The organism is Streptomyces sp. NPDC041784 (genome assembly GCF_055591025.1).
This window is the reverse complement of the sequence record NZ_JBVJAB010000038.1, coordinates 1-23,992: the sequence shown is the minus strand read 5'-3', so window position 1 is coordinate 23,992 and position 23,992 is coordinate 1. Positions and strand designations below refer to the sequence as shown.

20 protein-coding genes are annotated in these 23,992 nt (G+C 71.0%); 10 read left to right on the top strand and 10 right to left on the bottom strand.

The window, feature by feature from the left end; translation table 11 throughout:
- Nucleotides 1-576: 576 nt before the first annotated feature.
- The 3 genes from ACZ6D7_RS41825 (at nt 577) to ACZ6D7_RS41815 (ending at nt 3,339) form a co-directional block, all read left to right on the top strand.
- Nucleotides 577-1,212: a DUF6230 family protein gene (locus ACZ6D7_RS41825; RefSeq protein WP_469502667.1), complete on the top strand. Its 636-nt coding sequence runs from the start codon at nt 577-579 to the stop codon at nt 1,210-1,212.
- A 119-nt stretch (nt 1,213-1,331) separates the two neighbouring features.
- On the top strand, nt 1,332-1,961 hold the full coding sequence (locus ACZ6D7_RS41820; RefSeq protein WP_469502664.1) for a DUF6114 domain-containing protein: 630 nt from the start codon (nt 1,332-1,334) through the stop codon (nt 1,959-1,961).
- On the top strand, nt 1,951-3,339 hold the full coding sequence (locus ACZ6D7_RS41815; RefSeq protein WP_469502660.1) for a hypothetical protein: 1,389 nt from the start codon (nt 1,951-1,953) through the stop codon (nt 3,337-3,339). Before ACZ6D7_RS41820 ends, ACZ6D7_RS41815 begins: the two co-directional genes overlap by 11 nt.
- 129 nt (nt 3,340-3,468) lie before the next feature.
- Here the strand turns inward: ACZ6D7_RS41815 and pyk are convergent, their stop codons facing one another.
- From pyk to pta, 3 genes are all read right to left on the bottom strand, one after another.
- The gene (gene pyk / locus ACZ6D7_RS41810; protein WP_469502658.1) at nt 3,469-4,899 is read right to left on the bottom strand and encodes a pyruvate kinase; all 1,431 of its coding nucleotides are present in this window, start codon (nt 4,897-4,899) and stop codon (nt 3,469-3,471) included.
- 116 nt (nt 4,900-5,015) lie between these two features.
- Nucleotides 5,016-6,224: an acetate kinase gene (locus ACZ6D7_RS41805; protein ID WP_469502655.1), complete on the bottom strand. Its 1,209-nt coding sequence runs from the start codon at nt 6,222-6,224 to the stop codon at nt 5,016-5,018.
- Nucleotides 6,221-8,311 (bottom strand): phosphate acetyltransferase, encoded by a 2,091-nt coding sequence (gene pta / locus ACZ6D7_RS41800; protein ID WP_469502651.1) that lies wholly within the window; start codon nt 8,309-8,311, stop codon nt 6,221-6,223. Before pta ends, ACZ6D7_RS41805 begins: the two co-directional genes overlap by 4 nt.
- Before the next feature lie 195 nt (nt 8,312-8,506).
- Between pta and ACZ6D7_RS41795 the strand changes: the two genes are divergently transcribed.
- Both ACZ6D7_RS41795 and ACZ6D7_RS41790 read left to right on the top strand, forming a co-directional pair.
- Nucleotides 8,507-9,532 carry an ATP-dependent 6-phosphofructokinase gene (locus tag ACZ6D7_RS41795; protein ID WP_469502648.1) on the top strand — a complete coding sequence of 342 codons (1,026 nt, stop codon included), beginning with the start codon at nt 8,507-8,509 and terminating at the stop codon, nt 9,530-9,532.
- A 146-nt stretch (nt 9,533-9,678) separates the two neighbouring features.
- Nucleotides 9,679-10,128, top strand: a complete 450-nt coding sequence (locus ACZ6D7_RS41790; RefSeq protein WP_469502792.1) for a PPOX class F420-dependent oxidoreductase — start codon at nt 9,679-9,681, stop codon at nt 10,126-10,128.
- 9 nt (nt 10,129-10,137) lie between these two features.
- Here ACZ6D7_RS41790 and ACZ6D7_RS41785 read toward each other — a convergent pair whose 3' ends face one another.
- Both ACZ6D7_RS41785 and ACZ6D7_RS41780 read right to left on the bottom strand, forming a co-directional pair.
- The gene (locus ACZ6D7_RS41785; RefSeq protein ID WP_469502788.1) at nt 10,138-10,836 is read right to left on the bottom strand and encodes a response regulator; all 699 of its coding nucleotides are present in this window, start codon (nt 10,834-10,836) and stop codon (nt 10,138-10,140) included.
- A 59-nt stretch (nt 10,837-10,895) separates the two neighbouring features.
- On the bottom strand, nt 10,896-12,554 hold the full coding sequence (locus tag ACZ6D7_RS41780) for a sensor histidine kinase (RefSeq protein WP_469502645.1): 1,659 nt from the start codon (nt 12,552-12,554) through the stop codon (nt 10,896-10,898).
- A 122-nt stretch (nt 12,555-12,676) separates the two neighbouring features.
- Here ACZ6D7_RS41780 and ACZ6D7_RS41775 point away from each other — a divergent pair, with 122 nt between their 5' ends.
- Nucleotides 12,677-14,101: a cation:dicarboxylate symporter family transporter gene (locus tag ACZ6D7_RS41775; RefSeq protein ID WP_469502782.1), complete on the top strand. Its 1,425-nt coding sequence runs from the start codon at nt 12,677-12,679 to the stop codon at nt 14,099-14,101.
- A gap of 125 nt (nt 14,102-14,226) precedes the next feature.
- Here the strand turns inward: ACZ6D7_RS41775 and ACZ6D7_RS41770 are convergent, their stop codons facing one another.
- A complete protein-coding gene (locus tag ACZ6D7_RS41770) occupies nt 14,227-15,132 on the bottom strand; it encodes an aldo/keto reductase (protein ID WP_469502642.1) in 906 nt (301 codons plus the stop codon).
- A 1-nt stretch (nt 15,133) separates the two neighbouring features.
- Nucleotides 15,134-16,069, bottom strand: a complete 936-nt coding sequence (locus ACZ6D7_RS41765) for an NAD-dependent epimerase/dehydratase family protein (RefSeq protein ID WP_469502639.1) — start codon at nt 16,067-16,069, stop codon at nt 15,134-15,136.
- Between the two features lie 45 nt (nt 16,070-16,114).
- On the opposite strand from ACZ6D7_RS41765, the gene ACZ6D7_RS41760 reads away from it, so the two are divergent.
- The 4 genes from ACZ6D7_RS41760 (at nt 16,115) to ACZ6D7_RS41745 (ending at nt 19,813) form a co-directional block, all read left to right on the top strand.
- Nucleotides 16,115-16,624: an Lrp/AsnC family transcriptional regulator gene (locus ACZ6D7_RS41760; protein ID WP_469502636.1), complete on the top strand. Its 510-nt coding sequence runs from the start codon at nt 16,115-16,117 to the stop codon at nt 16,622-16,624.
- Nucleotides 16,625-16,653: 29 nt separating this feature from the next.
- Entirely contained in the window at nt 16,654-17,082 is a 429-nt protein-coding gene (locus ACZ6D7_RS41755; protein ID WP_469502633.1) for a MerR family transcriptional regulator, read from the top strand.
- Complete coding sequence (locus ACZ6D7_RS41750; RefSeq protein ID WP_469502628.1) at nt 17,076-17,393, top strand: thioredoxin family protein; 318 nt, start codon at nt 17,076-17,078, stop codon at nt 17,391-17,393. The genes ACZ6D7_RS41755 and ACZ6D7_RS41750 overlap by 7 nt, the downstream gene beginning before the upstream one ends.
- A 131-nt stretch (nt 17,394-17,524) precedes the next feature.
- Nucleotides 17,525-19,813, top strand: coding sequence for a HelD family protein (locus ACZ6D7_RS41745; protein ID WP_469502626.1), 2,289 nt, complete (start codon nt 17,525-17,527; stop codon nt 19,811-19,813).
- Between the two features lie 16 nt (nt 19,814-19,829).
- On the opposite strand, the gene glgB is transcribed toward ACZ6D7_RS41745, so the two are convergent.
- From glgB to ACZ6D7_RS41730, 3 genes are all read right to left on the bottom strand, one after another.
- The gene (glgB, locus tag ACZ6D7_RS41740; RefSeq protein WP_469502624.1) at nt 19,830-22,217 is read right to left on the bottom strand and encodes a 1,4-alpha-glucan branching enzyme; all 2,388 of its coding nucleotides are present in this window, start codon (nt 22,215-22,217) and stop codon (nt 19,830-19,832) included.
- A gap of 13 nt (nt 22,218-22,230) precedes the next feature.
- Nucleotides 22,231-23,601: a maltokinase N-terminal cap-like domain-containing protein gene (locus ACZ6D7_RS41735; protein ID WP_469502622.1), complete on the bottom strand. Its 1,371-nt coding sequence runs from the start codon at nt 23,599-23,601 to the stop codon at nt 22,231-22,233.
- A gap of 85 nt (nt 23,602-23,686) precedes the next feature.
- Nucleotides 23,687-23,992, bottom strand: a 306-nt coding sequence (locus tag ACZ6D7_RS41730) for an alpha-glucosidase C-terminal domain-containing protein (protein ID WP_469502619.1), incomplete at its 5' end; no start/stop codon positions are given.

The window sequence follows — 23,992 nt, the reverse complement described above, 5'->3', positions numbered from 1 at the left end:
ACGAGGTTCCCCTGCGGCCGCGCTTTACCAAATCTTGGTAATCGCGGCCGCTGTTACTTCAAGTAAGTCCAAGCCGTTGTTGTGTCGGGTTCTGTCCCTCGATCAATAGTTTTGTTCTGGGGCTTGTTGCCACCCTGCGTCGCCACCCGAGACCTATGGGTCGTTGTTCGGTTATCCGGCCGTTACTAGCCAGTAACGAACCCCCTTGTGCGGGCGGCGAGAATGCACCACGATCGGCCACGCTCGGTCCAAAGCCGTACCCCGACAGCCGGTTGGGTCAACGGATTTTCCTGGGTCCCCACCGAGCAGGGCCGGCGGCTGTGACGCCGGCTCTCGGGCAGGGGGGTCTTCGCCGGTCGGTGAAGCCTGTCCAGCAAGGTTGTGCGTGATGCGTGTCAGGCGCGACCAGTGGTTGTCGCTCGGGGGTGATCGCCGGTGATCGGTGCGCGGACAGCGCCTCCGAATACGGGCGCTCCCCTTCCCGAGGACGTAGCACTTCTCCCATCCCTGCCCGGCTGAGCCGCCGCCTCGGTGGTGAGTCGGGGGCAGGAGATGTACGTCCGAGAAGGAGGAAATATGGAGTCCCAGGTGCGTGGCGGGACCAGATGGAAGCGGTTCGCCGTCGTCATGGTGCCCAGCGTGGCTGCCACGGCGTGTATAGGCGTCGCCCTCGCGCAGGGCGCGCTCGCCGCGTCGTTCAGCGTGTCGGGTCAGTCGTTCAAGGTCACGGCCGACAAGCTCGTCGGCACGGGCTTCGCGCAGTACGGCGCGCTCGACTCGGGTTACACCCTGGACGGCAAGAAGACGGCTCACCCCGTCGCCGTCTCGTCGTTCAAGAGCGCCACGATCACGAACATGTGCCAGTCCGTGGTCACGCCGAACATCCCGCTGCTCGGCTCGGTCAGCCTCACGCTGAAGGCCGGCGGCGGCAGCAAGCCGGTCGAGGCCGACAACCTGTACATCGACGTCGAGGAACTGGCCGCCGACGCCACGTTCAACAACATCGAGATCGGTGTCGCCGCCAAGGACCTCAACAAGGGTCCGGGCATGAAGGGCGGCAGCGAGCAGGCCAACCCCTACGGCTTCGGCCAGCAGGCCGACTCGGCCGTGCTCACCGACGTGAAGCAGACGGCGTGGGCCACCACCGCCGGAACCTTCAAGCTCAGCGGCCTGAAGATGTCGCTGTCGACGGGTGTCAAGGAGTGCTACTAAGCACTCGGTGACGGGCGGGGGGGCCGGTGGCGCCCCCGCCCGTCCCTTCTGAAGCGCCGCGCTTTCACTCGCGGCCCACATCTCCACCACAGCAAAGCCGCACCAGGGAGCTGTTTTCCATGAGCGCCGAGACTCCTGTCGCCCCCGGCCAGTTCACCCTCCGGAGGCAGCAGTTCCGCGCCTGGCGGGGCACACGGCCGTTCTGGGCGGGCCTGTTCGTTCTCATCAGCGGGTTCCCCATCGCCTATTTCCCGTACGCGCACCTCCAGGTGGGCCACCTGACGCTGGCGATGGCGACCACCGCGGGCGCAGGCTCCCTGATCATCGGTGTGCTGCTGGGCGTTCTGGGCCTGAGCCTGTGGTTCCAGAAGCACGTACGTACTTTCGCGGGTGTCGCGGCGATCCTGCTCGGCCTGGTGTCCATCCCGGTCTCCAACCTCGGTGGATTCCTCATCGGTTTCCTCTTCGCGCTGATCGGCGGGGCGATGGCCGTGTCGTGGGCACCGGGCGCGCCGCCCGTGCCGGAAGCGGCACCGGCGGCCGGGCCGGCCGCCTCGGGAGCGCCCGAGGGCGCGTACCCCGGGAGCACCGCCCCCGCGGGCGACTTGACCGAGAACCCGTACAGCACGGGCCCTTCCCTCACCAAGGACGCGTCCCCCGCCAAGGACGACGACGGCGAGGGCGAGCCGAACGATCTGTCAGGAACGAGCCCGGCCAACGGGGCGAACGGGAGGCACAGTGCCGGCTGACGAGGTGACTCACGGGACTGACGTGGAGGCGTCCCCTGTGAGAACCGGTCCCCGCCACGCGGCACCCAAGAAGCCGCTGTTCACCAGGTTCCACATGCCGGCCGGCAAGGCGATAGCCCTGGCCGCCATGCCCACGGCGGTCCTCATGGGGATGGGCTTCACGCCGACCCTCGCCAACGCCGAGGACCAGCCGACGTCGAAGAGCCTCACCATCGACGAGTACAAGGACTGCGTGGCGGCCCTGGAGGACACGGACGCCTCCGCGTCGGCCTCGCCGTCGCCGTCGGCCTCCGAGTCGACCGACGACGCGCAGGACGACTCCCCGTCGGACGAGGGTTCCACGGACACCTCGACGGACGACTCGCAGGACACGTCGAGCGGTTCGGACGACTCCTCGTCGTCGGATTCAGGTTCCGACGAACAGGCCGAGCCCGCGCCGTCCGCGTCCTCCGAGGCCGCGTCCACGACCGAGCAGCAGTCGGCCGCGTCGTCCTCCGACGACACGGCCACGGCGACCCCGTCGGCCGAGGAGACGGACAAGAACGTCCTGGAGACCATCGGCGACGCCATCACGGACCTCTTCGACGGTGACAACGGCTCCGACGCGTCCTCCAGCGCGAGCCCGTCCCCGTCGGCGTCCGCCTCGGCGTCGGCCGGCACCGACGACTCCTCGTCGGACACCGGCGGGGGCTCCTCGGACGACACCGGCTCCTCGGACGACTCCGGTACGGACGACTCCGGTACGGACGGGACCGGCAAGGTCAAGGACGCCACGGACGCCGTCACCGGCGAGGTGAAGGACACCGCCGACGCCGCCGACGACACGGCGGACGAGGCCGCGGAGGACGCCGCCGACGAGGCCACCGCCTCGCCCAGCCCGTCCGAGTCCACGGCCGACGTCGACGACTGCCCCGTCGCCACCCTCGACGAGAGCGGCATCGACAACAAGACGCCCCTCGCGGACGACCCCTGGTACCTGAACGCCAGTTCGCTGCTGCTGAAGAGCGCCGACTACCAGGGCATCGTCGAGGTGAAGACGGCCAACGGGACGAAGAAGAAGGTCCTGAAGTACGTCATCTCCGGCGGCACCGACATCGGCGATCTGCACCAGACGGTCGACGACAAGCAGACGGGCAAGACCTACCACGTCCAGGCGGCCTCGGGCAGCACGTCCACGATCACCGACGGCGACACGATCATGTACACCGAGAGCATCTCGGGGAACCTGTTCGGTCTGATCCCGGTCACCTTCGACCCGGAGAACCCGCCGCCGCTGAACATCCCGCTGATCTACTTCACCAAGGTGAAGGTCGTGCAGGCCGGCCAGATGGGCGGCAACCTGCACATCCCGGGGATGCGCGTCTACACCACCGACTAGACCGCTCAGTCCCCCGCACAAGCCCGTTCGGGAGCCGCACAAGCCTGAGGGCGCCCCCTGTCGCAGGGGGCGCCCTCAGCGCCGTACACGCCCCTTCGCGGGGCCGAACCCGCCCGTGGGGCGGCCGGGTCAGTCGTTCGCGCCGCCGCCGAGGTGGTGCACCCGGACCATGTTGGTGGTGCCGGGGACGCCGGGCGGCGAGCCGGCCGTGATGATGACGATGTCGCCCGGGTTGAAGCGGTTGAGCTTGATGATCTCCTGGTCCACCAGGTCGACCATCTCGTCGGTGCTGTTCACGAACGGCACGACGTGCGACTCGACGCCCCAGCTGAGCGCCAGCTGGTTGCGGGTGTTCTCGTCCGTGGTGAACGCGATGATCGGCTGGGACGCCCGGTAGCGGGACAGCCGGCGGGCGGTGTCACCGGACTGGGTGAAGGCCACCAGGCCCCGGCCGCCGAGGAAGTCGGCGATCTCGCACGCGGCGCGCGCGATCGAACCGCCCTGCGTCCGCGGCTTCTTGCCCGGGACCAGCGGCTGGAGGCCCTTGGAGAGCAGCTCCTGCTCGGCCGCGGTGACGATCTTCGACATCGTCTTCACGGTCTCGATCGGGTACGCGCCCACGCTCGACTCGGCGGACAGCATGACCGCGTCGGCGCCGTCCAGGATCGCGTTGGCCACGTCGGAGGCCTCGGCGCGGGTCGGCCGGGAGTTGGTGATCATCGACTCCATCATCTGGGTCGCCACGATCACCGGCTTGGCGTTGCGCCGGCACAGCTCGATCAGCCGCTTCTGCACCATGGGGACCCGCTCCAGCGGGTACTCGACGGCCAGGTCGCCACGGGCGACCATCACACCGTCGAACGCCATCACGACGTCCTCCATGTTCTCCACCGCCTGCGGCTTCTCCACCTTGGCGATGACGGGGACCCGACGGCCCTCCTCGTCCATCACCCGGTGGACGTCGGCCACGTCCTTGGCGTCGCGGACGAAGGACAGCGCGACCAGGTCGGCGCCCATGCGCAGCGCGAACCGCAGGTCCTCGATGTCCTTCTCGCTCAGCGCGGGCACGTTGACGGCCGCGCCGGGCAGGTTGATGCCCTTGTGGTCGGAGATGACGCCGCCCTCGATGACGATCGTCTTCACCCGCGCGCCCTCGACGTCCAGGACCTTCAGCTCGACGTTGCCGTCGTTGATGAGGATCTGGTCACCGCGCGAGACGTCACCGGTCAGGCCCTTGTACGTCGTACCGCAGATCGTCTTGTCGCCGGGGACGTCCTCGGTGGTGATGGTGAACTCGTCACCGCGCACCAGCTCCACCGGGCCCTCGGCGAAGGTCTCGAGGCGGATCTTCGGGCCCTGGAGGTCGGCGAGGACACCGATGGCCCGGCCGGTCTCCTTGGCGGCGGCCCGGACCCGGTCGTACCGGCCCTGGTGCTCGGCGTGGGTGCCGTGGCTGAAGTTGAAGCGGGCCACGTTCATGCCGGCTTCGATCAGAGAGACGAGCTGCTCGTGGGAGTCGACCGCGGGGCCGAGAGTACAGACGATTTTCGAACGGCGCATGGGGCGATCCTATCGGTTTGTTTCGCTCCGGAATATTCCGTCTGGCGGAAGATACAAATGGGCGGCCTCGTGCTCAGTTGCTTTACTGTTCAGTTGCCACGCGGCGGAGGCGCATATCAATACCGCCCGACCAATGCGTACGTCTGTGTGGCGATCTCCAGTTCCTCGTCCGTCGGCACCACGGCGACCGCCACCCGGGCGTCCGCGGGCGAGATCAGCCGGGGCTCGTCGCCGCGTACGGCGTTGAGCCCGTCGTCCACCGCCAGGCCCAGGGTCTCCAGGCCCGCGACGGCCGCCGCGCGCACCTCGGCGGCGTTCTCGCCGACCCCGGCGGTGAACGCCACCGCGTCCACCCGCCCGAGCACCGCGTAATAGGCGCCGATGTACTTCTTCAGACGGTGAATGTAGATGTCGAAGGCGAGCTTCGCCCGTGCGTCGCCCTCGTCGATACGGCGCCGGATCTCGCGCATGTCGTTGTCGCCGCACAGCCCGATGAGCCCGCTCTTCTTGTTGAGAAGAGTGTCGATTTCGTCGATGGACATTCCGCCAACCCGCGCCAAATGGAAGATGACGGCCGGGTCGGCGTCCCCCGAGCGGGTCCCCATGACGAGGCCTTCGAGCGGGGTCAGCCCCATGGAGGTGTCCACGCACGCCCCGCCCCGTACGGCGGAGGCGGACGCCCCGTTGCCCAGATGCAGCACGATGACGTTCACCTCTTCGGGTGCCCTGCCGAGCAGCTTCGCCGTCGCCCGGGAGACGTACGCGTGCGAGGTCCCGTGGAACCCGTAGCGCCGGATCCGGTGCGCGTCGGCGGTCTCGACGTCGATCGCGTAGCGTGCGGCCGACTCCGGCATCGTGGTGTGGAAGGCGGTGTCGAACACGGCGACCTGCGGCAGGTCGGGCCGCAGCGCCCGCGCGGTCCGGATCCCGGTGAGGTTGGCCGGGTTGTGCAGCGGCGCGACCGGGATCAGCCGCTCGATCTCGGCGAGGACGGTGTCGTCGACGACGGTCGGCCGGGTGAAGTGCTTGCCGCCGTGCACGACGCGGTGCCCGATGGCGGCCAGCTCGGGCGAGTCGAGCCCGAGCCCGTCCTGCGCCAGCTCCTCGGCGACGGCCTTCAGCGCGGCGTCGTGGTCGGCGATCGGGCCGGTCCGCTCCCGACTCTCCCCGCCGGTCGCCAGCGGAGTGTGCTTGAGGCGCGAGGTCTGCTCACCGATGCGTTCGACGAGCCCCGCGGCCAGCCGGCTGCTGTCGCGCATGTCGAGCAGCTGGTACTTCACCGACGAGGAGCCGGAGTTGAGGACGAGGACGCGCGTGGAACTCACTGGGCGGTGGCCTTCTCGATCGGGGTCTGGGCCTGGATGGCCGTGATGGCGACGGTGTTCACGATGTCCTGGACGAGGGCGCCCCGGGACAGGTCGTTGACCGGCTTGCGCAGGCCCTGGAGCACCGGCCCGACGGCGATCGCGCCGGCCGAACGCTGCACGGCCTTGTAGGTGTTGTTGCCGGTGTTGAGGTCCGGGAAGATCAGCACACTGGCCTGGCCCGCGACATCGGACTCCGGCAGCTTGGTGGCGGCCACGGTCGGCTCGACGGCCGCGTCGTACTGGATCGGCCCCTCGATCTTGAGGTCGGGGCGCCGGGAGCGGACCAGCTCGGTGGCCTCGCGCACCTTGTCGACGTCGGCGCCCGATCCGGACGTACCCGTCGAGTACGACAGCATCGCGATCCGCGGCTCCACGCCGAACCGCGCGGCGGTCGTGGCCGACTGGATGGCGATGTCGGCGAGCTGCTCGGCGTTCGGATCGGGGTTCACGGCGCAGTCGCCGTAGACCAGGACCTTGTCGGCCAGGCACATGAAGAACACGGACGAGACGATGTCGGCGTCCGGATTCGTCTTGATGATCTCGAAGGCGGGTCGGATGGTGGCGGCCGTGGAGTGCACGGACCCGGAGACCATGCCGTCGGCGAGGCCCTCCTGGACCATGAGCGTGCCGAAGTAGTTCACGTCGGAGACGACGTCGTACGCCAGTTCCACGCTGACGCCCTTGTGGGCGCGGAAGGCGGCGTACTTCTCGGCGAAGGAGTCGCGCAGCTCGCTGGTGGCCGGGTCGATCAGCTGGCAGTCGCCCAGGTCGATGCCCAGGTCGGCGGCCTTCTTGCGGATCTGCTCGACCGGCCCGAGGAGGGTGAGGTCGCAGACGCCGCGGCGCAGCAGCACCTCGGCGGCGTGCAGGACGCGCTCCTCCGTCCCCTCGGGCAGGACCACCCGGCGCCGGTCCGCGCGGGCCTGTTCGAGGAGCTTGTGCTCGAACATCATCGGCGTCACGCGGTCGCTGCTCGGGGCCGAGACCCGCTTCAGCAGACCGCCGGTGTCGACATGCCGCTCGAACAGCCCGAGCGCGGTCTCGGCCTTGCGCGGGGTGGCCGCGTTGAGCTTGCCCTCCAGGGAGAACAGCTGCTCGGCGGTGGGGAAGCTGAGGCCGGGGACCGAGATGACCGGGGTGCCCGGGGCGAGGCGGGCGGCGAGGGTGAGGACCTCCTCGGTCGGGACCTCGTTCAGAGTGAGCACCACACCCGCTATCGGCGGGGTGCCGGCGCTGTGCGCGGCGAGCGAGCCGATGACCAGGTCGGCGCGGTCGCCCGGGGTGACGACCAGACAGCCCGGGGTCAGCGCGTTCAGGAAGTTCGGCAGCATCGCGCCGCCGAAGACGAAGCCCAGCGCGTCACGGGCGAGCCCCGAGTCGTCACCGAGCAGCACCTTCGCGCCGAGCGCGTGCGCGACCTGCGAGACGGTCGGCGCGGAGAGCGCGGGCTCGTCGGGCAGCACGTAGCAGGGCACCGGCAGCCGGTTGTCGAGCTGGGCCGCTATCTTGTCGCGGTCCTCGCGGGCGACCCGGTTCGTCACCATCGCCAGCACGTCGCAGCCGAGGCCCACATAGGCCCGGTAGGCGTTGCGGGTCTCGGCGAGCACCGACTCGGTGGTCTGCTTGCGCCCGCCGACCACGGGGATCACGGCCGCGCCGAACTCGTTCGCGAGGCGGGCGTTGAGGGCCAGTTCGTCGGGGAACTGGGTGTCGGCGTAGTCGGTGCCCAGGACGAGGACGACGTCGTAGGCGCGGGCGACGCGGTGGAACCGCTCGACGAGGGTGGAGACCAGTTCGTCCGCCCCCCGCTCGGCCTGGAGGGCGGACGCCTCGTGGTAGTCCATGCCGTAGACGGTGGCCGGGTCCTGCGCCAGCCGGTAACGGGCGCGCAGCAGCTCGAACAGCCGGTCGGGCCCGTCGTGGACGAGGGGGCGGAAGACGCCCACCCGGTCGATCTGGCGGGTCAGGAGTTCCATGACCCCCAGTTCGACGACCTGGCGGCCGTCGCCGCGGTCGATACCGGTCACGTACACGCTGCGGGTCACGCGTGCTCTCCGTTCCTGGGTGATGTCGGTGATGTCGGCCCCTGGTCATAAAAATCGCCCACCTAGGTGAGCAGATCCCTCTTGACAATACCCCTGCGCGTGGATAAGGCGCCCGTCAAGAGACAGCCCGTACGGCGGCGTGAAAGAATCGGTTCCGGCTCACCGGCATCAACAGCGAGCAGGAGACACAGCACGATGCGCATCGGAGTTCTCACCGCAGGTGGCGACTGCCCCGGCCTGAACGCAGTGATCCGGTCGGTCGTGCACCGCGCCGTCGACAACTACGGCGACGAGGTCATCGGTTTCGAGGACGGCTACGCCGGTCTGCTCGACGGCCGTTACCGCTCGCTCGACCTCAACGCGGTGAGCGGCATCCTGGCCCGCGGCGGCACGATCCTCGGTTCGTCCCGGCTGGAGCGGGACCGGCTGATCGAGGCCTGCGAGAGCGCCTCGGACATGATCCACGACTTCGGCATCGACGCGCTGATCCCGATCGGCGGCGAGGGCACGCTGACGGCGGCGCGGATGCTGAGCGACGCGGGGCTGCCGGTGGTCGGCGTCCCCAAGACGATCGACAACGACATCTCCTCGACGGACCGCACGTTCGGCTTCGACACCGCGGTCGGCGTCGCCACGGAGGCGATGGACCGCCTCAAGACGACCGCCGAGTCCCACCAGCGCGTGATGGTCGTCGAGGTCATGGGCCGGCACGCGGGCTGGATCGCGCTGGAGAGCGGGATGGCGGCGGGCGCGCACGGCATCTGCCTGCCGGAGCGTCCCTTCGACCCGGCCGACCTGGTGAAGATGGTCGAGGAGCGCTTCTCCCGCGGCAAGAAGTTCGCCGTCATCTGTGTGGCGGAGGGCGCCCACCCCGCCGACGGCACGATGGACTACGGCAAGGGCGCGATCGACAAGTTCGGCCACGAGCGCTTCCAGGGCATCGGTACGGCCCTCGCGTACGAACTGGAGAAGCGGCTCGGCAAGGAGGCCCGGCCGGTCATCCTCGGGCACGTCCAGCGCGGCGGCGTGCCGACGGCGTACGACCGTGTCCTCGCGACCCGGTTCGGCTGGCACGCGGTGGAGGCGGCGCACCAGGGCGAGTTCGGCATGATGACCGCGCTGCGCGGCACCGACGTCGTGATGGTGCCGCTGGCGGAGGCGGTCACCGAGCTGAAGACGGTCCCGAAGGACCGGATGGACGAGGCGGAGTCGGTGTTCTAGGGCCCGCGTCGAGGAAGTCACGGCCGGCGTCGCTCGCGACGCCGGCCGTGCTGTTGGGGGTGTCGCGACCACGGACTGTTCGGCCACAATCACGGGTCGTAGGAACGTACGGGCGGAGCGGTCGGGGTTTCGGGAGGGTGGTCGTGATGGACGGTCTGTACGAGGTGAACGGCGCGCTGGACGGTCATGTCCGCGAGCGGGTGCTCGCCCCGAACTTCTGGCACCTCGCGACGGTCGCGCCGGACGGCGCGCCCCAGGTGTCGCCGATGTGGGCGGACCTCGAGGGCGAGCACGTCATGGTCAACACCTCGATCGGCCGCGTGAAGGAGCGGAACCTGCGGCGCAACCCCTGGGTGTCCCTCTCCCACCACGACCCCGTGAACCCCTACGACCGGGTGGAGATCCGGGGACGGGTGGCGCGGTTCGTGGAGGGCGCGGAGGCCGAGCGGGCGATGGACCGGCTGACCCGGAAGTACATCGGGGAGGAGCGGTATCCGTGGCTGCTGGAGGGCGAACGCCGGGTGATGCTGCTGATCGAGCCGGTACGGGTGCGCCGGGTGGTGGGGGTGGAACCGTTTCCGCCAGGGGTGTTGTGAGCGAGGCGCCTACCTCGCCTTGGCCGTCCCCGTCGTCCACCGGTACACCAGCTCCGGCCGTCCCACCTGCCCGTACAGCGGCTTGCGTTCCGCCCGGCCCGCCTCCACCAGATGCTCCAGGTAGCGGCGGGCCGTGATCCGGGAGATGCCCACCGACTCGGCCACCCCGGCCGCGGTCAGGCCCTCGTCCGCCTCCCGCAGTGCCTGCGTCACCCGCTCCAGGGTCGGGCCGCTCAGGCCCTTCGGCAGGGCCGCGGGGCTCGGGGCGCGCAGGGCCGCCAGGGCGCGGTCGACCTCGTCCTGGCCGCTCGCCTCGCCGGCCGCTCCCCGGAACTCCGCGTAGCGGACCAGGCGGTCGCGAAGCGTCGCGAACGTGAAGGGTTTCAGCACGTACTGGACGACCCCCAGCGACACCCCCTCCCGCACCACCGTCAGGTCCCGCGCCGACGTCACAGCGATCACGTCCGCGTGATAGCCCGCCGCCCGCAGGGAACGGGCCAGTTGCAGGCCGTGGCCGTCCGGGAGGTGGAGGTCCAGCAGGAGCAGGTCCACCGGGGTGCGGTCCAGCAGCCGGCGGGCCTCGGTACCCGTGTGCGCCTTTCCGACCGCGACGAAACCCGGCACCCGTCCGACGTACATGACATGCGCGTCCGCGGCGACCGGGTCGTCCTCGACGACCAGCACCCGGATCGGCTCGCCCCCGGGCACACGCGGCACGCCCGGCCCGCCGGTGCCGCCCGTCCCGCCCGTCTCTCCTGTCACGTCCGTCATCCCTTGCCTCCAGCCCCCGTCATCGACCCGGAAGTACCGGAAGAAGCCGGCGCGCGCAATGGAAGCCGCACCACGAATTCCGCGCCGCCCCCCTCGGCCTCGGTCACCGAGAGCGTCCCCTCGTGGCGGTGGACCGCCTGACGGACCAGGGCGAGGCCCAGGCCACGGCCGCCCGGTCCGGCCGGCTTCGTCGAGAAGCCGCGCTCGAAGACCAGGAGCGCGTGCGCGGGATCCACGCCCGTCCCGGTGTCCGCCACCCGCAGCAGCAGCTCGCCGCCGTCGACGCCCTCCGTGGCCGCCGTCACGGTGACGCGCGCCCGCACGCTGCCCTGCGCCGCGTCCACGGCGTTGTCGATCAGGTTGCCGAGGATGGTGACGAGATCGCGGGCGGGCAGGGACGGCGGGAGGAGTCCGTCGTCCAGGCGGCTCTCCTGCGAGACGACCAGCTCCACGCCCCGCTCGTTCGCCTGGGCCGTCTTGCCCAGCAGCAGCGCGGCCAGCACCGGTTCGCTCACCGCCGCCACCACCTGGTCGGTCAGCGCCTGGGCCAGTTCCAGTTCCGCCGTCGCGAACTCCACGGCCTCGTCGGCCCGGCCCAGCTCGATCAGCGACACGACGGTGTGCAGCCGGTTCGCCGCCTCGTGCGCCTGGGAGCGCAGCGCCTGGGTGAAGCCCCGCTCCGAGTCCAGCTCGCCCATGAGCGACTGGAGTTCGGTCACGTCCCGCAGGGTGACGACCGTGCCGCGGTGCTCTCCGCCCGACACCGGGGAGGTGTTCACGACCAGGACGCGTTCCGCCGCCAGATGCACCTCGTCGACCCGCGGCCCGGAGGCCAGCAGCGCGCCGGTGAGCGGCGCCGGCAGACCCAGCTCCGCCACGGACCGGCCGATCACCTCCTCCGACACGCCCAGCAACTCCTGCGCCCCGTCGTTGATCAGCGCCACCCGGTACTGGCCGTCCAGCATCAGCAGCCCCTCGCGCACCGCGTGCAACGCGGCCTGGTGGTAGTCGTGCATCCGGCTCAGCTCGCCCGCGTTCATCCCGTGGGTGTGGCGGCGCAGCGACGCGTTGATCACGTACGTGCCCACCGCCCCCAGCAGCAGCGCGCCGGCGGCCACCGAGAGCAGGGCCGTCACCTGGTCCTGCACCCGCTTGCTGATCTCCTCGACCTTGATGCCGGCGCTGACCAGGCCGATGATCCGCCCGTCGTCGTCCTCGATCGGGGTGACCGCGCGGACCGAGGCGCCGAGCGTGCCGGTGTACGTCTCGGTGAAGGAGCGGCCCTCCAGCGCGGCCGCCGTGTTGCCCCGGAAACGCTGGCCGATCTGCTTCTGGTCCGGGTGGGTCCAGCGGATGCCGTCCGTGTTCATGATCGTGACGAAGTCGACGTCCGTGTCCCGCATGACCCGCAGGGCGTACGGCTGGAGTTCGGCGCTGGGGTCCACGGTGTGGATCGACGCCCGGACGGAGGGGGAGTCGGCGACCGAGCGGGCGACCGCCGTGGCCTGCCGGGCCGCCGCCTCCTCGGCCTGGTTGTGGTTGCTGGCGTAGGTGAACAGCGCGTATCCCGCCACGACGATCGCTATCAGCACCGCCTGCATGGCGAACAGCTGGCCGGCCAGGCTGCGGGGCCGGGGGAAGGAGGGGAGGCGCATGTCGTCAGTGTGCCCCCGACGTTAAGCGTGAACTAAATGAACGGAAGGGTGACCGCCCTCACAGGCCGGGAGATAGTCACCGCATTCCCCATATCTCCCCGGACGTGAGCCGCACGCCGGTGATGCCGACGAAGACGTCAAGGAGGGCAGCCGTGGCCGCCAGCAGCACCCCCGATACGGCACCTGCCGCACCCGCCAAGCGGGACCGCACCCACTACCTGTACATCGCGGTGATCGTCGCGGTCGCCCTCGGCATCGCCGTCGGCCTGATCGCGCCCGACTTCGCCGTCGAGCTGAAGCCGATCGGTACCGGCTTCGTCAACCTGATCAAGATGATGATCTCGCCGATCATCTTCTGCACGATCGTGCTCGGCATCGGCTCGGTACGGAAGGCCGCCAAGGTCGGCGCCGTCGGCGGTATCGCCCTCGGCTACTTCCTGGTCATGTCGCTGGTCGCCCTCGGTATCGGTCTCGTCGTCGGCAACATCCTGGAGCCGGGCACGGGTCTGGCCGTCACGGACGCGGTGAAGGAGACCGGCCAGGCGCAGGTCTCGGCCGAGGCCAAGGACACCACCGAGTTCCTGCTGGGGATCATCCCGACCACCATCGTCTCCGCCTTCACCGGCGGTGAGGTGCTCCAGACCCTGCTGGTCGCGCTGCTCGCCGGCTTCGCCCTCCAGGCCATGGGCAACGCCGGCCAGCCGATCCTGCGCGGTGTCGAGCACATCCAGCGGCTCGTCTTCCGCATCCTCGGCATGGTGATGTGGGCCGCCCCGATCGGTGCCTTCGGTGCCATCGCCGCCGTCACCGGCTCGGCCGGCGTCGACGCCCTCAAGAGCCTCGCCGTGCTGATGCTCGGCTTCTACGTCACCTGCTTCCTCTTCGTCTTCATCGTGCTCGGCACGCTGCTGCGGGTGGTCGCCGGTCTGAACATCCTCACGCTCTTCAAGTACCTGGGCCGTGAGTTCCTGCTGATCCTGTCCACCTCCTCCTCCGAGTCCGCGCTGCCGCGCCTCATCGCGAAGATGGAGCACCTGGGTGTCAGCAAGCCCGTCGTCGGCATCACCGTCCCGACCGGCTACTCCTTCAACCTCGACGGCACCATGATCTACATGACCATGGCGTCCCTGTTCATCGCCGATGCCATGGGCACGCCGATGTCGATCGGCGAGCAGATCCCGCTGCTGCTCTTCCTGCTGGTCGCCTCGAAGGGCGCGGCGGGTGTCACCGGCGCCGGTCTCGCGACGCTGGCCGGCGGTCTCCAGTCGCACAAGCCCGCCCTGGTGGACGGCATCGGCCTCATCGTCGGCATCGACCGCTTCATGAGCGAGGCCCGCGCCCTCACCAACTTCGCCGGCAACGCCGTCGCCACCGTCCTGATCGGCACCTGGACCAAGGAGATCGACCGGGACCGCGTCCAGGTGGTGCTCGCCGGCGGGCTGCCCTTCGACGAGAAGACCCTGCTCGACGAGGATGGCCACGGCGGCGCGGGGACGGACGTCCCCGAGCAGCGCGAGGACGGCCAGAAGGAACTGGCCAAGGCCTGATCCGCACACCCCGGGTCCCCGCGACTCCGGATGCCCGGCCCCGCCTGAACCGGGGCCGGGCATCCGGCAACCACCCCCCCCACTCCGGGCGGCTGAGTACTCCCCCGTAGCTCAGCCGCCCGGTCTCATGCTGTCTCCCGCCCCCGTTCCACCGCCGTCTCCAGCAGCGTCAGCTCCTCCTCGGTCAGCTCCAGGTCCGCCGCCCCCGCCGAGTCGCGGGCCGTCGCCGGGCGGCTGGCGCCCGGGATGGGGATCAGGGTGGGGGAGCGGGACAGGAGCCAGGCCAGGCAGATCTGTTGGGGGCTCACGCCGCGTTCTCGCGCGAGCGTGTGGAACACGGTGAAGGGGCCCTCGGCCGCCAGGCCCGACGGGCCGTCCAGGGAGCTGCGGGAGATCCCGCCCAGCGGGCTCCACGGCAGGAACGCCAGCCCCAGTTCCGCCGTCAGCCGCAGCTCCGGCTCGCTGTCGCCGACCGCCGGGGAGTAGCGGTTCTGCACGGAGACCAGCCGGTCGCCGAGGATCGCGCGGGCCGTGCGGATCTGGTCGGCGTCCGCGTTGGAGATCCCGGCCAGCCGGATCTTGCCCTCCTCGATCAGCTCCCGCAGCGCGCCCACCGACTCCTCGAAGGGGACGGCCGGGTCGGGCTTGTGCAGCTGGTACAGGCCGATCGCCTCGACGCCGAGCCGGCGCAGCGAGCCCTCGGCGGCGGCCTTGAGATGACGGGGGTCGCCGTTCACCGTCCAGTCGGCGCCCGCCGGCCGGCCCCGGCCGCCCTTGGTCGCCACCAGCACGGCGTCGGTGTCCCCGCCGTACGCGGCGAGGGCACGCGCCAGCAGACGTTCGCTGTGGCCGGGTTCCTCGCCGGGCAGATGGTAGGAGTCGGCGGTGTCCAGCAGGGTCACCCCCGCGTCCAGTGCCGCGTGGACCGTGGCCAGGGCACGGGCCTCGTCGGGCCGTCCCTCGATGGACAGCGGCATCGTGCCGAGCCCGACCGCGCTCACCCGAAGATCCCCCAGGGTGCGATGGCGCATGTCAGGCGTCCCTTCCGGATACGGCGGGCACGGCCGCCCCGAGGGTCTCCGCCACCGCCCCCGCCAGCCAGTCCTGCGCCCAGCCGAACACATAACCCAGCCCGGCGGCTCGGGAGTTGTCCATGGCGTAACCGCGACGGAAGGAGAAGGGGGAGACCTCGCCGATCTCGGTCTCGCGGAACACCGTCCTGCCGTACGGGAGGTGCGCGGCGACGGCCTCGCACAGGTCCCGTGTGGTCAGCCGGCCGTGGGAGGCCGCGTTGACCGGGCCCCTGAAGTTCCGGCCCGCCGCCCAGAACAGGAAGTCGGCGATCTCCTCGACGTGGATGTAGGTCGCCGGCCGGTTCACCGCGGGCACGGTGATCGGCTCACCGGCCCGGATACGGGAGGCGTAGTGCTCCAGCCGGCCGGTGAAGTCGTCGTCCCCGCCCAGCACATGGGCGACCCGCACGGCGACGTACGGGAACGCGGGGTCCGCCGCGAACACCGCCTCCGCCTGCCGTTTGCCCTCGCCGTAGTGGGCCTCCAGGAACTCCGGGTCGTCCCAGGGGAGTTCGAGGTCCACGGCGACGGCCAGCGGATCGACGTCCGTCTCCCGTACGGGTGCGGCCGAGTCCTCGTACTCGTACACCTCGACCGTGGACGTCATCACATAGCGGCGGGTGCGGCCGCCGAAGACCCGGCGGGCGAGTGCCGCCTGGCGCGGGGTGTAGCAGACCTGGTCGACGACGACGTCGAAGACGTGGGAGCCCAGGGCGCTCCTCAGCGACGTCTCGTCGTCGCGGTCGGCGACGAGGTGCACGGCACCCGGCGGCGGGGCCGACGACCCGCGGTTCAGTACGGTCACCCGGTCCCCGGCGGCGAGCAGCCGCGCGATCAGCCGCTTGCCGAAGTAGCGGTTCCCGCCGATGACCAGTACCTCTCGTGGCTTGTCCATGACCATAATTCTCCCGGCGTACCCGCCCGTCCTGAAGGGGGAACCATGGGAGTTCCGGCCGCCGTGCCAAAAGAACCACGGCATCCGCGCGTCACCGCCGTCGAAACATCGGTGTCCTTCGACGCCCTGGACCGGCAGATCCTCCAACTGCTCCAGGACGACGGCCGGATCAAGCTCAGCGAGCTGGGCCGCAGGGTCCGGCTGAGCCCGGCGGCGGTCACCGAGCGGGTGCGGCGGCTGGAGGCCGCGGGGGTGATCAGTGGCTACGGCGCCCGGGTCGTCCCGGCCCGCCTCGGGTACGGGATCCAGGCGTTCATCCGGGTCAATCCGCACGGCGGGTACAACCTGAAGCACCCGAGGACGCTGGAGCTGATAGCGCGGCCGGAGATCACCGAGGTGCACCACGTGGTCGGCGAGGACTGCTGGATCCTCAAGGTCGCCGTCACCGACACCGTCCATCTGGAGGAGGTGCTGGAGGAGGTCTCGGTCCTGGGCCGCACGACCACCTCGATCGTGCTCACCTCGCCGGTCGAGCGCAAAGCCCTGTTGCCTTGACGTCGGCGTCAAGCCGTACGTTCGTCCGTATGCGAATCGGCGAGCTGGCCGCGCGGGCCGGGACCACGACGCGAACGCTGCGGTACTACGAGTCGCGGGGGCTGCTGCCCGCGCGGCGCGGTGAGAACGGGTACCGGACGTACGACGAGAGCGACCTGCGGCTGCTGCGGCAGATCAGGACGCTCCAGGACTTCGGGTTCGAGCTGGAGGAGACCCGGCCGTTCGTGGAGTGTCTGCGGGCAGGTCACCCCGAGGGGGACTCGTGCCCGGCCTCGCTCGCGGTCTACCGGCGCAAGCTGGACGACCTGGACGCGCTGATCGGCGAGCTGCGGGCGGTGCGCGAGAAGGTCGCCGGGCAGCTGGTGCGGGCCGAGCGGGCGCGGGACCAGCTGGCCGCCGACGCGCAGGCTCCGGGGGGTCCGGAGCCCGGGTGCGAACTGGGAGGCCGGCCATGGTGATCGATGTGACGGACGCGGATTTCGAGGCCGAGGTGATCGGGTCCGAGCTGCCGGTGCTGGTGGAGTTCACCGCCGACTGGTGTCCGCCGTGCCGGCAGATGGGGCCGGTGCTGAAGGCGCTCGCCGCCGAGGAGGGGGAGCGCCTGAAGGTGGTGCAGCTGAACGTGGACGCCAACCCGGTGACCACGAACGCCTACAAAGTGCTGTCGATGCCGACCTTCATGGTCTTCCGGGGCGGTGAGCCGCTGAAGGCGATGGTGGGCGCCAGGCCGCGGAGGCGGCTGCTGGAGGAACTGTCCGACGTGCTCTGACCTGCACCGAACAGCGGAAATCCCCCGAGCAATTGCGCTCGGGGGATTTCTCTGCGTATATTCGATGATTCGCGACTCGACATGAATGGAGTCGCAAAGAAGTTCAGTGGGCACAGTATATCCGGGCGGGAGTGGAATTGTCAAACAACGACTTTCCAGACAGTGAATTGCGGCGCGAGCAGGAATTCATCGACGACCTGTACGCACGCGTGGACGCGCTGCGCGGCGACACCGAGACCGCCGTCACGGACGCCCTCGCCCAGGGCAACACGCCCATGCAGGCCCGCCTGGAGCGGGACATCCTCGTCGTCGAGCGCTCGGGACTGCTGGCCGCGCTGAACGCGGTGGACGGCTCCCTCTGCTTCGGCCGGATCGACCTCACATCCGGCGTCAGCCACCACATCGGCCGGATCGGCCTGCGCGTCGACGACGCCGAGCGCACCCCGCTGCTGATCGACTGGCGGGCCGACGTCGCCCGGCCCTTCTACCTGGCCACCGGGCACACCCCGATGGGCCTGCGCCGCCGCCGGCACCTCACCACCGAGGGCCGCACGGTCACCGCCCTGCACGACGAGATCCTCGACCTCGGCGACCACGAGCGGACCGGCCACGAGGACCCGTCCGGCGACGCCGTGCTGCTCGCCGCGCTCACCTCCGCGCGCACCGGCCGGATGAACGACATCGTGCAGACCATCCAGGCCGAGCAGGACGAGATCATCCGCGCCCCGCACCGAGGGATCCTGGTCGTGGAGGGCGGCCCCGGCACCGGCAAGACCGCCGTCGCCCTGCACCGGGCCGCCTACCTCCTCTACGAGCACCGCGAGCTGCTCGCCAAGCGCGCCGTCCTGATCGTCGGCCCCAACCCCGCCTTCCTCGGCTACATCGGCGAGGTGCTGCCCTCGCTGGGCGAGACGGGCGTCCTGCTGGCCACCGTCGGCGAACTCTTCCCCGGCGTGAAGGCCACGGCCACGGACTCGCCCGAGGCGGCCGCCGTGAAGGGCCGCGCCGACATGGCGGACGTCCTCGCCGCCGTCGTACGCGACCGCCAGGCGCTGCCCGACCCGGTGATCGCGATCGCGCACGACCGCGAGATCCTGATGCTCGACGACGGTCTCGTCGGCGTCGCCCGGGAGCGCACCCGCGCCGCGCGGCTGCCACACAACGCGGCCCGCGAGCACTTCGAGGGGCACATCCTCAACACGCTCACCGAGCTGTACGCCGAACGCGTCGGCACCGACCCGTACGACGGCACGAACCTGCTCGACCCCAGCGACATCACCCAGATCCGCGACGAGCTGGCCGAGAACCCCGAGGTCTGGTCCGCCGTCGACCAGCTGTGGCCGAGGATCACCCCGCGCCGCCTGGTCGCCGACTTCCTCGCCGCACCCGAGGGGTACCTGAGCGACGCCGACGCGGCCGCCGTCCGCCGCCCCGTGACCCGGGCGTGGACCGTCGCGGACGTACCGCTGCTCGACGAGGCCGCCGAACTCCTCGGCGAGGACGACCGGTTGGCGCGGGCCCGCGCCGAACGGGAGCGGGAGACCCAGGTCGCCTACGCGCAGGGCGTGCTCGATGTCTCCTACGCCTCCCGGACCTACGAGTTCGAGGACAAGGAGGACGGCGACCCGGACGGCTCCGAGGTGCTGTCGGCCCACGACATCATCGACGCCGAGCGGTTCGCCGACCGGCACGAGGAGGACGACCACCGCAGCGCCGCCGAGCGCGCCGCCGCCGATCGCACCTGGGCGTTCGGGCACATCATCGTGGACGAGGCGCAGGAGCTGTCGCCGATGGCGTGGCGGCTGCTGATGCGGCGCAGCCCGACCCGCTCGATGACCCTGGTCGGCGACCCGGCCCAGACCGCCGAGGCGGCCGGCGTCGGCTCCTGGTCCGGCATCCTCACGCCGTACGTCGAGGACCGGTGGGAGCACACCCGCCTGGGGGTCAACTACCGCACCCCGGCGGAGATCATGGAGGTCGCGGCGGCCGTCGTCCGCGCGGAGCACCCGGACTTCGAGCCCCCGGCCTCGGTCCGCTCCACCGGCGTACGGCCCTGGGCGCGCGAAACCGACGACCTGCCCGAAGCGGTCGCCCGCGCCGCACGGGAGCTGACCCCCGCCGAGGGCCGGCTGGCCGTCATCGCCCCGCGCGCGCTGCACCGGGGGCTGGCCGCCCGGCTGGACGGCGTGACGGCGGGCGCCGAGCCGGACCTCACCCGCGGCGTCGTCCTGCTGGACCCGCGCCAGTCCAAGGGCCTGGAGTTCGACTCGGTGCTCGTGGTGGAGCCGGCCGACTACGGCACCAGCGACCTGTACGTCGCCCTCACCCGGGCCACCCAACGGCTCGGTGTGGTCCACACCAAGGAGCTGCCGAAGGCGCTGGTGACAGCCCTGGCGCCGACCGGGACGGCCCAGGCGTGACGGTTCGTGTCCCTTCCTAGGCAGGCCGCAGCCAGACGGTGGCCAGGGGCGGCAGGGTCAGCCGGATCGAGGCCGGGCGGCCGTGCCAACCCTGGGGCTCCGGCTTCACCGGGTCGGTGTGGCCGACCCCGCTGCCGCCGTACCGCTCGGCGTCCGTGTTGAGGGATTCGTGCCAGGCCGGCACGTCGTCCGGGACGCCGAGCCGGTAGTCGTGGCGGACGACCGGGGAGAGGTTGGAGACGGACAGCAGCGGGACGCCCTCGGCGTCGTGGCGCAGGAAGGCGAAGACGTTGTCCTCGGCCGCGTCCCCGACCACCCACTGGAAGCCCGCCGGATCGGTGTCCCGCTGCCAGAGCGCCGGCGCCGACCGGTAGACGGTGTTGAGGTCGCGCACCAGGTCCCGCACCCCGCGGTGGTCGGGCTCCGCGGAGTACGCCGGATCCAGCAGCCACCAGTCCGGGCCGTGTGCCTCGGACCACTCCGCGCCCTGCGCGAACTCCTGCCCCATGAACAGCAGTTGCTTGCCCGGATGGGCCCACATGAACGCCAGGTAGGCCCGCAGATTGGCGCGCTGCTGCCACCAGTCGCCCGGCATCTTCGACACCAGCGACCGTTTCCCGTGCACGACCTCGTCGTGGGAGATCGGCAGACAGTAGTTCTCGCTGTACGCGTACACCATCGAGAAGGTCAGCTCGTGGTGGTGGTACTTGCGGTGCACCGGCTCGTGGCTCATGTACTGGAGCGAGTCGTGCATCCAGCCCATGTTCCACTTCAGCCCGAACCCGAGCCCGCCGAAGCCGCTCGGGCCCCGGTGATGGGTGGCCCGGGTGACCCCGTCCCAGGCGGTCGACTCCTCCGCTACCGTCACCACACCCGGGCAGCGCCGGTAGACGGTGGCGTTCATCTCCTGGAGGAACGCCACCGCGTCCAGATTCTCCCGCCCGCCGTGCTCGTTCGGCGTCCACTGCCCCGGTTCGCGCGAGTAGTCGAGATAGAGCATCGAGGCGACGGCGTCCACCCGCAGCCCGTCGATGTGGAACTCCTCGCACCAGTACACCGCGTTGGCCACCAGGAAGTTGCGCACCTCGCGCCGCCCGAAGTCGAACTCCAGCGTCCCCCAGTCGGGGTGCGCGGCCCGCAGCGGGTCCTCGTGCTCGTACAGCGGCCGCCCGTCGAACTCGGCGAGCGCCCAGTCGTCGCGCGGGAAGTGCGCCGGCACCCAGTCCATCAGGACGCCGATCCCGGCCCGGTGCAGGGCGTCGACCAGGTACTTGAAGTCGTCGGGGGTGCCGAGCCGGGCCGTCGGCGCGTAGAAACCGGTGACCTGGTAGCCCCAGGAGCCGCCGAAGGGGTGCTCGGCGACCGGCATCAGCTCGATGTGCGTGAAGCCGAGATCCCTGACGTACGCGGGCAGCTGGTCGGCGAGCTGGCGATACGTCAGTCCGGGGCGCCAGGAGGGGAGATGGACCTCGTAGACGGAGAAGGGCGCCTCGTGCACGGGTATCTCCGCGCGGCGGGCCAGCCACTCCTCGTCGCTCCACTCGTACCGCGAGGTGTGCACGATGGACGACGTGGCCGGTGGGACCTCGGTGCGCCGGGCCAGCGGGTCCGCGCGCAGGGTGTGCGAGCCGTCGGGGCGGGTGATGTCGAACTTGTACAGCTCGCCCTCGCCGACCCCCGGCACGAACAGCTCCCACACCCCGGAGGACCCGAGCGAGCGCATCGGGAAGCCGGTGCCGTCCCAGAAGTTGAAGGACCCGGCCACCCGTACCCCGCGCGCGTTCGGTGCCCACACGGAGAACCGGGTGCCGGTCACGCCCTGGTGGGTCGTCGGGTGCGCGCCGAGGACCGTCCACAGCCGCTCGTGCCGGCCCTCACCGATCAGATGCAGGTCCAGCTCGCCCAGCGTGGGCAGGAAGCGGTAGGCGTCCTCGGTCTCCACGGTGGTGGTCTCGTACGCCACGAGGAGCCGGTGGGCCGGGACGTCCGTGAGCGGCAGCAGGCCCGAGAAGAACCCGTCCCCGTCGTCGTGCAGCTCGGCCCGCAGCCCGCCCGCCACGACGGTCACCGACCGCGCGAACGGACGCAGCGCCCGGAACACCACCCCGCCCGGCACCGGATGCGCGCCGAGCACCGCGTGCGGATCGTGATGGGAGCCGTGCAGCAGCCGCTCACGGTCGACGGCGTCGAGGGCGGGGGAGAAGGGGGCCGGCGGCGGACCGCCGGAGGGCTTCTTCGAGGCCGGCTTCTTCGCCGAGGCGGCCGGCTTCTTCGGCGCGGCGGCCTTCTTCGTCGCGGCGGGGGGCGTCTCCGGCGAGGCGGCGGCCTTCTTCTTGGCTCCCGTCCTCCCGGCGGCTGCCGCGGCCTTCTTTCCTCCGGTGGCCTTCTTCTTCGGGGGAGTCACGTACGGGTCCTCCTCAGGGCAGGTCGGCTGCGGCGAGCCGGTGTATCGCGGACAGCGGTACGGGGAGCCAGTCGGGGCGGTGCCGTGCCTCGTAGACCACCTCGTAGACCGCCTTGTCGGTCTCCAGGGCCCGTAGCAGCACGGGGTCGGTGCGCGGGTCGGTGCCGGACACCTCGGCGTACCCGGAGCAGTACGCCGCCCGGCAGAGGTGCGCCCAGCCGGGGGCCGGCGGGTCCGCCGAACGGGCCGCGTAGTCGAAGGACCGCAGCATGCCCGCCACGTCCCGCACGGCCGGCTGCGGCATCCTGCGCTCGGCCAGCGGCCGGGCCGGCTCGCCCTCGAAGTCGATCAGCGACCACGTCCCGGAGGGCGCCCGCAGACACTGCCCGAGGTGCAGATCGCCGTGGACGCGCTGCGCGGTCCAGGTGTGCCCCTCCGCCGCGAGATCCGCCAGCGCCGTGAAGGCGGTGCGCAGCGCGGGCGCGTACGGCCGCAGCGCCGGCACCGCCTGCGCCGCCGCGTCGAGCCGTACGACCATGCCGTCGACCAGGGGCTGTAGCTGTGCGGTGCCGAGCGTCGCCGTGGGCAGCGCCCGGGCCAGTGCCCGGTGCACCTCGGCGGTGGCCCGCCCCAGCGCCCGCGCCTCGGCGCCGAAGTCCTCGCCCTTGGCCAGCTCCCGCAGGGCCAGCTCCCAGCCGTCCGTCGCGCCCTGGACGTACGGCTGGAGCACCCCGACCACGTACGCGTCGCCCTCGACGTCCGCGTGCATCCACGCGGCCGGCGCGGGCACCCGGGGGCAGCCCTCGCGGGCCAGCGCAAGCGGCAGCTCCAGGTCGGGGTTGACGCCGGGCACGACCCGGCGCAACAGCTTCAGGATGAACGTATCTCCATAGACGAGGGACGAGTTCGACTGTTCGGCGGTCATCAGGCGCGGGACCAGCCCGGAGCGGATCTCCTGCCCGGGGTCCCGTTCGCAGCGCAGGGCGCCGATCCGGGCCCGGGTGCGCAGCGCCTCCAGGAGCAGCTCGGCGGGCCGGGTGTCGTACAGGGCGTCGTACACCGTGCGCCCGGTCAGCGGTCCGGCCGTCACATGGCCGATCAGCGCGGGTGCCAGCCGGGGCGGGAGCGCCTCGCGGACGCCGATCAGCAGCTGGTAGCAGTCGCCCGGACTCTCCGGCTGGTGGGCGCGCAGCAGCAGGTGGTACAGGCCCAGCCGGGCGCCGGCCGGCAGCAGCTCGGTGGCCGCGACCAGCGAGAACCCGGTGACCGGACGCCCCTTGCCGGCGAACCAGCGCTGCCGCGGCAGCCACTCCCGCAGCAGCGGGTCCAGTGACGCGAGGAGGCCGGGGCTTGTCGTGCCGGAACGTGTGACCGTGTCCGCCATAGCGTCACATTCCTTTCCCCGGGGGTCGGGGTGTTACTGATGCGTGCCCCGGGCGGGGCAGCGGAAACCGCCCCGCCACCGGGTTCTAGACGGCGTCCCCGCGGAGCCGGAACCAGTAGAAGCCGTGGCCCGCGAGCGTGAGCAGATACGGCAGCTCGCCGACCGCCGGGAAGCGCACCCCGCCGAACAGCTCGACCGGGTAGCGCCCCTTGAACCGCCTCAGATCCAGCTCCGTGGGCTGTGCGAAGCGGGAGAAGTTGTGCACGCACAGCACCAGGTCGTCCTCGTACTCGCGCAGGAAGGCGAGGACGGCGGGGTTGGAGGACTGGAGTTCGGTGTAGGTGCCCAGTCCGAAGGCGGGGTTCTGTTTGCGGATCTCGATCATGCGGCG